Annotated in this window: 12 protein-coding genes; 4 read left to right on the top strand and 8 right to left on the bottom strand. The window is 73.0% G+C overall.

The window, feature by feature from the left end; genetic code table 11:
• The 4 genes from BI06_RS14405 to BI06_RS55495 form a co-directional block, all read right to left on the bottom strand.
• The coding region (locus tag BI06_RS14405; RefSeq protein WP_051741027.1) for an ABC transporter permease at window positions 1-2,285 on the bottom strand (2,285 nt) is incomplete at its 3' end.
• Between the two features lie 70 nt (window positions 2,286-2,355).
• Window positions 2,356-3,144, bottom strand: a complete 789-nt coding sequence (locus BI06_RS14400) for an ABC transporter ATP-binding protein (protein WP_051741025.1) — start codon at window positions 3,142-3,144, stop codon at window positions 2,356-2,358.
• Between the two features lie 485 nt (window positions 3,145-3,629).
• Window positions 3,630-4,184, bottom strand: coding sequence for an NADPH-dependent FMN reductase (gene ssuE, locus BI06_RS14395; RefSeq protein WP_030398063.1), 555 nt, complete (start codon window positions 4,182-4,184; stop codon window positions 3,630-3,632).
• 167 nt (window positions 4,185-4,351) lie between these two features.
• Entirely contained in the window at window positions 4,352-4,429 is a 78-nt protein-coding gene (locus BI06_RS55495; RefSeq protein WP_353653584.1) for a putative leader peptide, read from the bottom strand.
• A 282-nt stretch (window positions 4,430-4,711) separates the two neighbouring features.
• On the opposite strand from BI06_RS55495, the gene BI06_RS14390 reads away from it, so the two are divergent.
• On the top strand, window positions 4,712-6,091 hold the full coding sequence (locus BI06_RS14390) for an LCP family protein (protein WP_030398062.1): 1,380 nt from the start codon (window positions 4,712-4,714) through the stop codon (window positions 6,089-6,091).
• A gap of 144 nt (window positions 6,092-6,235) precedes the next feature.
• Complete coding sequence (locus BI06_RS14385; protein ID WP_051741023.1) at window positions 6,236-6,733, top strand: hypothetical protein; 498 nt, start codon at window positions 6,236-6,238, stop codon at window positions 6,731-6,733.
• 11 nt (window positions 6,734-6,744) lie between these two features.
• On the opposite strand, the gene BI06_RS14380 is transcribed toward BI06_RS14385, so the two are convergent.
• Complete coding sequence (locus tag BI06_RS14380; RefSeq protein WP_149030375.1) at window positions 6,745-7,383, bottom strand: hypothetical protein; 639 nt, start codon at window positions 7,381-7,383, stop codon at window positions 6,745-6,747.
• Between the two features lie 242 nt (window positions 7,384-7,625).
• Between BI06_RS14380 and BI06_RS14375 the strand changes: the two genes are divergently transcribed.
• The gene (locus BI06_RS14375) at window positions 7,626-8,159 is read left to right on the top strand and encodes an NUDIX hydrolase (protein ID WP_030398059.1); all 534 of its coding nucleotides are present in this window, start codon (window positions 7,626-7,628) and stop codon (window positions 8,157-8,159) included.
• Between the two features lie 50 nt (window positions 8,160-8,209).
• Here the strand turns inward: BI06_RS14375 and BI06_RS14370 are convergent, their stop codons facing one another.
• Together BI06_RS14370 and BI06_RS14365 are read right to left on the bottom strand one after the other, a co-directional pair.
• On the bottom strand, window positions 8,210-9,079 hold the full coding sequence (locus BI06_RS14370) for an arylamine N-acetyltransferase (RefSeq protein WP_043469532.1): 870 nt from the start codon (window positions 9,077-9,079) through the stop codon (window positions 8,210-8,212).
• Between the two features lie 177 nt (window positions 9,080-9,256).
• Entirely contained in the window at window positions 9,257-9,556 is a 300-nt protein-coding gene (locus tag BI06_RS14365) for a hypothetical protein (RefSeq protein WP_043468451.1), read from the bottom strand.
• A gap of 251 nt (window positions 9,557-9,807) precedes the next feature.
• Between BI06_RS14365 and BI06_RS14360 the strand changes: the two genes are divergently transcribed.
• Window positions 9,808-10,215, top strand: a complete 408-nt coding sequence (locus tag BI06_RS14360; protein WP_043468447.1) for a VOC family protein — start codon at window positions 9,808-9,810, stop codon at window positions 10,213-10,215.
• A gap of 26 nt (window positions 10,216-10,241) precedes the next feature.
• On the opposite strand, the gene BI06_RS14355 is transcribed toward BI06_RS14360, so the two are convergent.
• Entirely contained in the window at window positions 10,242-10,682 is a 441-nt protein-coding gene (locus tag BI06_RS14355) for a barstar family protein (RefSeq protein WP_158516431.1), read from the bottom strand.

The following is a 10,682-nucleotide window of genomic DNA, read 5'->3' as shown; positions in this document are numbered from 1 at the left end:
GACTCCAGCCGGATCATCCGGCGCAGCTGGCGGCGGGAGAGCCCGATCGCCCGCAGCAGGCCGATCTCACGGGTCCGCTCCACCACCGAGAGCGCCAGCGTGTTGACGACGCCGAGCACCGCGACCACGATCGCCAGCCCGAGCAGGCCGTAGATCATGTAGAGCAGGGTGTTGACCTGCTCCTGGACGAGGTCCTTGTAGCCGGCCTGGTCGCGGACCGAGGCCTGCGGGTACTGCTTGAGCGCGTCCTCCAGGCCGGTGAGTGTCCTGGCGACGTCCGCCCCGGCGGCCGCCTTGGCGAACAGGATGGCGTCCACCGGCTGGTCCGCGGCCGGCACCGCCTTGCTGACGGTGTCGAGCGAGGCGAAGGTGTTGCCGTCGAAGAGCTGGTTGCCCTTGGTCATGACGACGCCGACCGGCAGCGACTGGACCCACCCGTTGCCGTAGTCGACCTTGATCGGGTCGCCCACCTTCAGGCCGTGGTCCTTGGCGTAGTCCTCGCCGATCGCCAGCGCGCCCTGCTTGAGGGAGTCCGGGGAGCCCTCCTTGACCGGCAGCCGGAAGTCCTCGGTGAACCGCGCGGTCACGGCGGATATGCCGTTCTTCTCGGTCTTCCCGTCAGGCGCGGTGAAGTACGCCTCGAGGTACTTCTGCTCGGTGGTGTGGTCCACGCCCTGGGTCTGCCGCACGGCGGCGACGATCTCCGGGGAGACCCCGTTCGGTCCGGCCGAGACGATGTAGTCGGCGCCCACCGAGCTGTCGATCTGGTTGTTGGTGGACTTGATCACCGAGGAGGTGAAGACCGAGGCCCCGATCACCAGCGCCAGTCCGATCATCAGCGCGGCGGCCGTGGCACCGGTACGACGCGGGTTGCGCATCGCGTTGCGCTGGGCGAGCCTGCCGGACGGGCCGAACAGGGTGGGCAGCAGCGCGCCGAGCACCCGGACCACGGTGGTGGCCAGCAGCGGGCCGAGGACGACGAAGCCGACCAGGGTCAGCAGCACGCCGAGCCCGAGCAGTCGGCCCCCGGTGGCGGCCTTCTCCGCTCCGGCGGCCAGCACCAGCAGACCGCCACCACCTGCGGTGAGCACCAGGCCGATGATCGCCCGGACGGTGTTGGAGCGGGCCTCGACCGGGGTCCCGTGGTCGCGCAGCGCGGCGATCGGGGCGATCCGGCTCGCCCGGAGAGCCGGGACCAAGGCCGCGAGAACGGTGATCACGACACCCACCGCGTACCCGGCGACGAACACGTCCGCGCCGATCTTCAGGTCCGAGGCGTCGAGGTGCATCCCGATTGCGTTCATCAGCTGGATGAGCCCGACCGCCAGGCCGAGGCCGGCCGCGATGCCGATGGTGGACCCGGCCAGGCCCAGCAGCAGCGCCTCCACCAGCACCGAGCGGTTGACCTGCCCACGGCTGCCGCCGACGGCCCGCAGCAGGCCGATCTCCCGGGTGCGCTGGGCGACCAGCATCGAGAAGGTGTTGATGATCAGGAAGCCGCCGACCAGCAGCGAGATGCCGGCGAAGCCGAGCATCGCGTACTTCATGAAGTCGAGGAAGGAACCGACGCTCTTCTGGCCGTCCGCCTTCTGCTCGGCCGCCGTCTTCGCCTCGAAGCCGGCGCCCAGCCCGGCCAGCGCGTCGGACTTGAGCTGCTCGTCGGACCGGCTGCCGTCCCCGTACACCTCGACCGAGGTGTAGGCGGGGCCCCCGAGCAGGACGCTCTGCGCGGTGGCGGTGTCCAGGAAGGCCAGCGCCGCGCCCGGGTTGGTGGTCTTGAACGCGGCGATGCCGACGATCGTGAAGTCGCGGTTGTCGTTGACGATCACCCGCAGCTTGCCGCCCAGGCCGAGCTTGGCCTTCTTCGCGGTGTCCGCGTCGAGCACGACCTGGTCGGGGCCCTGCGGTACGTGACCGGAGGTGATCTCTACCGGGCTGCGCGGGCTGTCCACCCAGTTGCCGACGAGGGTCGGGGCACCGGTGGTCGGGCCGACCTTCTTGAGGGTCGCCGGGTCCGCCAGGGTGGCGTTCTCCACCGTGACCTGGCCGATCGCCGTCTTAACCCCGGGGACCGCGGCGACCTTCCGCACGCTGTCGACGGGGACCGTCCGCGTCTTGGCGCGGGTGTCCTTGCCGCCGAGCTCCGGCTCGGCGGGCCCGACCGAGACGTCGGAGGCGGTCGAGGCGAAGAGGGTGTCGAAGGTGCTGGTCGCGGTGTTGGAGAACACCAGCGTCCCGGACACGAACGCGACCGAGAGGACGACCGCGACGAGGGATAGCGCCATTCGCCCCTTGTGGGCGAAGAAGCTCCGAAGTGATGTCTTGAGCAACATGGTCCTGTCAGCTCCCGCCCGCTCAGCTCGTGCGCTTGCCGTCGAAACGGCGCATGCGCTCGAGGACGGAGTCCGCCGTCGGGGCGTGCATCTCGTCGACCATCACGCCGTCCGCGAGGAACAGCACGCGGTCCGCGTAGCCGGCCGCGACCGGGTCGTGGGTGACCATGACGATGGTCTGGCCCAGCTCGTCGACGCTGCGGCGCAGGAAGGACAGCACCTCGGCGCCGGAGCGCGAGTCGAGGTTCCCGGTGGGCTCGTCGCCGAAGATGATCTCGGGCCGGGCCGCCAGCGCCCGGGCCACCGCGACGCGCTGCTGCTGGCCGCCGGAGAGCTGGGTCGGCCGGTGCTTGAGCCGGTCGGACAGCCCGACCGTCTCCACCACCCGGTCCAGCCAGGCCTGGTCGGGCTTGCGGCCGGCGATGTCCATCGGGAGGGTGATGTTCTCCAGCGCGTTCAGCGTCGGGAGGAGGTTGAAGGCCTGGAAGATGAAGCCGATCTTGTCCCGGCGCAGCCTGGTGAGCTGCTTGTCCTTCAGACCGGTGATCTCGGTCTCGCCGATCCAGATCCGCCCCTCGGTCACCGTGTCCAGACCGGCCAGGCAGTGCATCAGCGTCGACTTGCCGGAGCCCGAGGGACCCATGATCGCGGTGAACCGGCCCCGCTGGATGTCGACGTCCACCGCGTCCAGGGCCGTCACCCTGGTCTCACCGGCACCGTAGGACTTGGTCACCTGGCGGGCCGAAGCGGCGACGGCGGGGGCACCGCCGGGAAGCTGGGGGTCGTACACGGCTGCTGCTGCCGTCGTCACTGTCGTCTCCTAAGAAGTGGTCCCACCCGTTGCCCCCAGCCTGCTCCGTGCCACCCGCCCGGCGACATCGCGCAGGGGATAGTTTTCGACCGGGAGTCAGCCCCACCCTCCCGGTGAACCGGGGACCCGGACCCGACCGGAGCGGGTCCGCCTCGGACGGGCGGGGATGTGAACCACGTTAGGAGTCGGGGCCACTCCTCCTCGTCATCCGACGGGAGGAAGCGGCCCAACCGGAGTTGTACGGGGTGGGCCACCCCTCCCCCTAGGGGTAGGCCGGACCCCCCTCAGGGACCCCCCTTACGGAGCCCCGGCGCGGCGACGCGGGAAGCGGTCCGCGGGTGCTCCGCCGAGCGGGGCCGGAACGCCGTTCGGCCCCCTCGCCGCCCCTCGCCGGACCGCCCGGGAGGGGCGACGGGAGGACGTCCGAGGGGGCCGACGAGGCTGCTCCCGCGAGGAGTTGACCTGACGTCAGGCCGTGCGGGCCGTCAGGCCGTCAGGGCGGGGGCGGCGAGGCGCTCCAGGGTGCCCGCGAAGGCGTCCACCACCGGCCGCAGCAGCACGTCCGTCTCGCGCTCCAGCACGGTCGTGCCGTCCTCCCGGGCGGTGATGTGGCGGTCCAGCACGAACCAGCCCCGGGTGATGTGGTCGGCGCCCATCGAGCTGAGCACCGGCCGGAGCGCGTAGTCCACCGCCAGCACGTGCGCGGTGGAGCCGCCGGTGGCGAGCGGCAGGACGGCCTTGTCGCGCAGCGCGTACTGCGGCAGCACGTCCAGCAGCGCCTTCAGCAGCCCCGAGTAGGCGGCCTTGTAGACGGGGGTGCCGATCACCACGCCGTCCGCCTCGGCGAACAGCTCCAGGGCGGCCGCCAGCTGCGGATGCGACAGGTCGGCGGAGAGCAGCGCGTGCGCGGGCAGGCTGCGCACCTCGAACGGGACGACGCGGTGGCCGCGCTCCTCCAGCTGCGCGTCGATCAGACGCAGCAGGCGGGTGGTGCGGGACGTCGGGGACGGCGAGCCGGAGACGGACAGGACGGTGGCCATGGATTCACCTCGGGGAGGAAGCGGGACGCCGCTTCGGCGGCGCGCGGCACCGACCGCAGGCACGTCGGCCGGCCCGGCGGGGCGGCGACAGTCAGCGGTGGGCACGCCGCACGGGCAGCGGCGGAACGGGGGAAGAGGAGGAGTGGTGGGGGTTCGACGGGCGAGCGTCAGCCACAACAGAGCGAACAGGACACACGCTGAAGGTCGACGTGCCGCCGACGCGTGAGAGTCCATCGCTGATCCATGGCAGTCATGCAAACACGCAGCGTTCGGGACGGTCAAGGATCGTCCCGACAACCGAACACCAGGTGAGACGGACGGTGAGACGGAGAATCGTGAGGGTGACCGGTCGGACGGGGGCCGGGCGGCGGTCGGGTGGCGGTCGGGTGGCCGGACGGACACGGGGCGTGCGCCCGCCCGGCGCCATGCGGCGGAACGATCCGGCGCGTGCATCAAAACTGCTACAAGGGCCCTGGCAGGGGCCCCGGGGGGAGTCACCGGGGGCCGCGTCGGGCATCCTCTCCCACATGAACACGTGGCAGGAGGGCCGCCCGGGCGGCGGCGGGAACCCGTACGGCGGCAACGGTGGCGGTGGCGCGGCGTACGGGCCCGGCAGCGGCGGTCCGGCCGCCGAGCCGCCGCTGCCCGCCGGGCTGAACCCGCGCGGGCCGGGCGCTCAGGCACCCCGGCAGCCCCAGCCGCAGGGGCGGCCCCAGGGGCAGCCGCAGCAGACGCCCGGGTACGGCCCCGCCCAGGGGTACGGGCAGCCGGGGCAGGGCTACGGACAGCCCGGGCAGCCCGGTGCGCGCCCGTCGGTGCCCGCGCAGGGCGGTCCGGGTGGCCCCGGCGGGCCCGGTTCCGCGCCCGGTGGGCCGATAACCCCCGGCGGGCCGCAGTCGCCCGCCACGGCCCGCTCCGGACGCTGGCCGCGCCGCCGGATCATCAAGTGGTCGGTGTTCGGCGTGCTGATCGCACTGATGGTCACCACCGTCTCCACCTGGTTCTGGGCGGACTCCAAGCTCAACCACGAGAGCGTGCTCGCCGACTACCCGGGCCGCCCGGCCGCGGGCAAGGGCACCAACTGGCTGATCGTCGGCTCGGACAGCCGCAACGGCCTCTCCGACAGCCAGGAGGAGGACCTGCACACCGGCCACGCGGGCGGCAAGCGCAGCGACTCGATGATGATCCTGCACGTCGGGGACAACGGGAACACCCTGATGAGCATCCCGCGTGACTCCTGGGTGCCGATCCCCGAGCACACCGGCGAGAACGGCAAGCCCGTCAAGGCGACCACCTCGAAGATCAACTCCGCCTTCGCCTCCGGCGGCGGCAAGCTGCTCGCGCAGACCGTGGAGACGAACACCGGCATCCGCATCGACCACTACGCCGAGATCGGCTTCGCCGGCTTCGTCGGCATCGTCGACTCGGTCGGCGGCGTGGACATGTGCATCGAGCAGGACGTCCAGGACAAGGACTCCGGCCTCGACCTCAAGGCCGGCTGCCAGAGCCTCAACGGCACCCAGGCGCTGGCCTTCGTCCGCCAGCGCCACCAGATGGCCGACCAGGACCTCGGCCGGATGCGCAACCAGCAGAAGTTCCTCGGCGCGCTGGCCAAGCAGGCGGCCTCGCCGGCCACCGTGCTCAACCCGTTCACCTTCTACCCGCTGGTGTCCTCCGGCCTCGGCACGCTGATCGTCGACGACGACGCCGGGCTGACCGACCTCGGCTCGCTCTTCCTCGCCATGAAGGACGTCAACGGCGGCAGCGGAAAGAGCATCACCGTGCCGATCGCCAACCCGGACTTCAAGACCAACACCGGCGAGTCGGCGGTCAAGTGGGACACCGCGAAGGCCAAGCAGGTGTTCGACGCCTTCAAGAACGACACCGCCGTGCCGGACGTGAAGTAACCGGACGTGAAGCGGCCGGACCTGGACCGACCGGACCTGGACCGACCACGGACGGAGCGGCCGCGGACGGAGCGGCCGACCCTCCGCCACGGGCACCCCGCACACCTGCGTGACTCCGCGTAACGCCACCGACACAATGGGTGGATGTCACTCGTCACCGCGCTGATCTACCGCCGTCGCCACCGCCTCCTGGGCCGCCTGGTCCAGGAGGCGCTCGCCGTCTACGGCATGGAGGTGCCGGCCGCCGCCGAGATCGGGCCGGGGCTCGTCGTGTTCCACCGGGGCTTCGGCACCGTGCTGCACCCGTACACCACCCTCGGCGCCGGGGTGACGCTGTACAACGGCGTGACCGTCGGCCGGGCCGACCCCTGGGTGCCGCAGGAGGCGAGCGCGATGCGGCGGGTGGTGGTGGAGGACGGCGCGGTGCTGTGCGCGGGCGCCAAGGTGGTCTGCAAGGCCGGGGTGCTGACGGTCGGCGCCGGCACCGTGGTCGGCGCCAACGCCGTGCTGACCCGCTCCACCGGGCCGGGCGAGATCTGGGCCGGCGTCCCCGCCCGGAAGGTCGGCACCCGGGCGGACTGGCCGGGCGGCGCGGTGGGCGCAGATACCAGCGGCAGGGCCGCCGTCGGGGCGCGCGCCTGAGACACCGCCGGTCAGCGGACGGCCACCCCCGGCAGGTGCCCCGTCGCACACTCCGCGTACCGGTGGACGGCCGCGCCCCGCCGCCCTTCGCCCGGCCGCCCGCCCGGGCCCTCCAGTTCGCCCGCCAGCCCGTGGTGGATCGTCCGCCCGCCGCGGCCGCCCGACCACCAGGCGTCCGACAGATGGACGACCAGCGTGGCCGGGTGCTGCGACTCGGGGCGCTCCAGGACGAGTTCGCACCGGGCCTCCCCCGCCGGGAAGGTCACCACGGCCTCGCTGGTCCGCAGCCGCGCCCGGCGCGGCTCCCGCTCCACCGCCCAGTACGCCGACACCTTCACGTCCAGTCGGCCGCCGAGACCGCCCTCGCCGGGCCGGACGTACTCCTCGTCCGGCACCCAGCGGGCGTGGTTGCGGATGTCGTCCGGACCGAACCACTCCGCCCAGCTGATCCAGTAGCCCGCGACCCGCTTGATCGTCATGGCCTCCCGGAGGATCCGGACCGGGATGCGGGTCAGACTCGCGGGCTCGCTCATCAGCAGGACGCGGCCGTCCTCGTCGACCCGGGCCTCGGGCTCGGGCTCGAAGGAGAGGACGGTCACCTGCTCGCAGGTCACCTCACCGTCGTCCTTGCGCCGACTCGTCTGCCTCATGGGTGAACCACCTTGCCGGGGTGCGGAGTTCGTCGATTCGCGGCCGCTTCCCGGACGCCGGGCCGACCACGCCCGCGCAGCTTACGGCGCCCCGTCGACCACGGCGAACGATTCCGGCGAATCCTCCCGGAGCGGGCGATGCACGGCTATTCTGCGCGTGCACACGGTGCCGTCCGCGCCCGCGGACGTCCGGACGCGCCGCCCCGGGCGCCCGCGCGCCCGCACGGAAGGAGCCCGCCCCGATGGGCGACACGCACTGGCGGGAACTCCGCCGTGAGCCGATCCACAGCGCCTACGGGCGCGGCACCGACCGGGTGACCTTCGCGATGCCGGACGGCCGCGAGGAGGTCTACCACCTCGGCAACGAGTACTCCTGCGCGGCCGTCGTCGCGTTGACCCCGGACCGGCGCATCGTACTCACCCGGCAGTTCCGGCCCGGACCGCAGGCCCTGCTGTACGAGCTGCCGGGCGGCGTGATCGACCCGGGCGAGTCCCCCGAGGACGCCGCCGCGCGCGAACTCGCCGAGGAGACCGGCTACCGGGGCAAGGTGGAGCACGTCACCGCCGTCTGGCACGACGCCTACTCCAACGGCGTGCGCCACGCCTGCGTCGCCACCGACTGCACCCCGGCCGCCCGGATCGCGCACGACCGCAACGAGTTCATCGAGGTGGTGCTGATGGACCTGGCGGAGTTCCGCGACACGGTGCTGCGCCGCGGCCTGCTCTCCGACGTCGGCCCGGCCTACCTGGGCCTCGACCACCTCGGCCTGCTCTAGCGGGGCCGGGGCGCGGTCAGGGGCGCGCGGCCAGGGCCCGGTCGGGGCGGTCAGGGTGCCGTCGGCAGGCGGTCCAGGGCGATGCCGAAGTGGGTGCGGTACGCGCCCAGGGCCGCGTCGGCGTTGAGGAGTTCCTCGGTTCGGGTGCCGTCGGCGGCGGTGCGCAGAAGCCGGGTGCCGCCGGTGGCGCGGGTGCTGGTGAGGGTGATCCGGCCGCCGTCGGGGGTGGGGCGGGAGCAGGTGGTCGCGCGGGTGAAGTGCGAGTCGGGGGACGTGGTCTGCCACCAGCAGGTCGGGGCGAAGTCGGCCAGCCGGTACGGGCGGGGGTCGAGGCGGTACTGCGGCGCGCCGTCGAGGAGGACGTCCAGGTCACCGGTGGTGCCGGCGCCCGGAGTGCCGGTACTCGGGGCGATGGTGCTCGGGGTGATGGTGCTCGGGGTGATGGTGAGGACTCCCGCCGGGTCCTGCTGCAGGCCGCGCTCGTCGAGGCGCAGCGGGCGGCGGGCGAACCTGCCGAAGCCGACGTCCACCAGCCAGGCGACGCCGTCCGCCTCCACCCGCAGCGCGAGGTGGTCGAACGGCGGGCCGGGCTCGGCCCCGTCGAAGACCCGGGCGGCGAGCAGTTCGACGCGGTAGCCGAGGGCCCGCAGCAACGCGGCGAAGGCACCGTTGAGTTCGTAGCAGAACCCGCCGCGCCGACGCCCCACGACCTTCTCCAGCAGCGCCTCCGGTTCGAGCACGACGGGCTCGCCGAGGTGGATGCTGAGGTTCTCGAACGGGACGGCGTCCAGGTGCGCCTCCTGGAGCCGCGCCAGCTCGGCGGCACCGGCGCGGGCGGGGCGCTCGGCACCGATCCGGGCGAGGTAGGCCGCCACCTGCTCGTCGGTCGGGATCTCTGCGCTCTGCGTGGATTCGTCCATGGCCACCATCCAAGCGGACCGGATGCTTCCGGCCATCGGGCCTCGGACCTAGGTCGTTCGGGTGACCTCGGCGGCCCCTCGCGCAGGAGGTCGGAGGCGCCGACCTCCTGCGCGGGCACGGGCCTCACCGGAGGACCGCGAGCGGGGGCGCGTCAGGGAACCGCGAGCGCGGCCTCGTCAGGGGACGAGGACGCTGCGGCCACCCAGCACCGCGTAGGTCTCGCCGGGGACGACGAACTTCTCGACCGCGCCCTCACAGCTGGTCCCGCTCCGGACCTGGACCACCGAGTCCGTGTAGTTGGTGACCACCGGCTGGACGAAGTCGCCGAGCGGGAGGCACCCGCGCGGGTCCTGGTACGGGGCACCGTCGACGATCAGGATCCCGTGGGCCGCGTACGCGGTGTTCGGGACCGCGACGGCGAGGGCGGCGGCGGCCAGCCAGGCCCCGAGAACCGTTGCCGTGCGTCGCTGCGTCATGCGTCCACATTCCTTTCGGCCGGAGCGGGACGGCCCTGCGCGACCCCGCCGGTGTGCGGCTCAAAGTAGCCGGACGGTGACGCGGCGTCGGGGACCGATCGGGCGCGGCGGCCCGGTGCGGAGTGGGAAGTCGGACTGGCCGACTTCCCGCGCGGAGGATTCCTTGCCCACAGCTGTCACAACAGGGCCGCCGTGATCCGTCAGGGAGGCGGAGCGGCACCACCGGGCCGCCGGACGGAGAGGACAGCACCATGCTCACCAAGGTCATGTACGTCACGGTCTACGTCACCGACCAGGACCGCGCGCTGCGGTTCTACACCGAACAGCTGGGGCTGGAGAAGCGCATCGACTACCCCGGCCCGGACGGCCGCTTCCTCACCGTGGGCGCCGAGGGCCACCCGTTCGAGATCATCCTCTGGTCGCACGCCCCGGCCGCCGGGCAGCCGCCGCGGGCGGAGGGGGTGTCCGCACCCGGTCCGATCATCCTGGAGTCGGACGACCTGAGGAAGGACGTCGGGATCTGGCGCGAGCGCGGGGTGGAGTTCGATGCGGACGAGCCCGAGGAGTACCCGTTCGGCTGGCGCATCGAGGCCCGGGACCCGGACGGCAACCAGGTCTCGCTGCGCCAGCAGCGGCCCGTGGTGACCGACCGGGACTGAACGGGACCGACCGGGACTGACCGGGCTCAGTCGGTTCCGCCGGCCGCGCGGAGCCGGGCCTCGGCCGCCTCGGCCCCCGGCGGGTCCGCGAGGAAGAGCACGCGCAGGGCGCGGCCGGGGGCCGCATCCAGGATGTCGAGCAGCAGGGCGAGTTGGGCGGGCGGCTCGTCCGCGAGGAGGGCGTCGGCGTCCGTGACGAGGACGAGGAGGCGGGTGGCGGCCGGCCCGGCACCGGGCGGGAGGAGCGCGTCGTTGAGGCACTCCTCGAAGGCGTCCCAGTTGTGGCCGAAGTAGCCGGGGAACGAGAGCGCCCGCGCCCACTCGGCGAACAGGGCCGCCCTGGTGCGGCAGTTCGCACCGCGGACGAGGCGCAGCCGGTCCGGGGCGGTGGCGAAGCCCGCCCAGGCCCGGCCCGGCAGGAGGTCCCACCGGGCCGGGCCGAGCGGGGGCTCGGGCACTACGGGCAC

Origin of the sequence: Kitasatospora sp. MBT66 (genome assembly GCF_000710405.2) — a bacterium.
Taxonomy (GTDB): domain Bacteria; phylum Actinomycetota; class Actinomycetes; order Streptomycetales; family Streptomycetaceae; genus Kitasatospora; species Kitasatospora purpeofusca.
Note: the sequence above shows the minus strand (reverse complement) of the source record. Positions and strands in the feature narration are given on the sequence as shown.

What these genes read in the sequence shown, in the direction of transcription:
- BI06_RS14380 (WP_149030375.1), bottom strand. Translation starts at nt 7,383, where the DNA reads ATGAGGCAGACGAGTCGGCGCAAGGACGACGGTGAGGTGACCTGCGAG.
- BI06_RS14390 (WP_030398062.1), top strand. Translation starts at nt 4,712, where the DNA reads ATGAACACGTGGCAGGAGGGCCGCCCGGGCGGCGGCGGGAACCCGTAC.
- BI06_RS14360 (WP_043468447.1), top strand. Translation starts at nt 9,808, where the DNA reads ATGCTCACCAAGGTCATGTACGTCACGGTCTACGTCACCGACCAGGAC.
- BI06_RS14365 (WP_043468451.1), bottom strand. Translation starts at nt 9,556, where the DNA reads ATGACGCAGCGACGCACGGCAACGGTTCTCGGGGCCTGGCTGGCCGCC.
- ssuE (WP_030398063.1), bottom strand. Translation starts at nt 4,184, where the DNA reads ATGGCCACCGTCCTGTCCGTCTCCGGCTCGCCGTCCCCGACGTCCCGC.
- BI06_RS55495 (WP_353653584.1), bottom strand. Translation starts at nt 4,429, where the DNA reads ATGGATCAGCGATGGACTCTCACGCGTCGGCGGCACGTCGACCTTCAG.
- BI06_RS14375 (WP_030398059.1), top strand. Translation starts at nt 7,626, where the DNA reads ATGGGCGACACGCACTGGCGGGAACTCCGCCGTGAGCCGATCCACAGC.
- BI06_RS14385 (WP_051741023.1), top strand. Translation starts at nt 6,236, where the DNA reads ATGTCACTCGTCACCGCGCTGATCTACCGCCGTCGCCACCGCCTCCTG.
- BI06_RS14370 (WP_043469532.1), bottom strand. Translation starts at nt 9,079, where the DNA reads ATGGACGAATCCACGCAGAGCGCAGAGATCCCGACCGACGAGCAGGTG.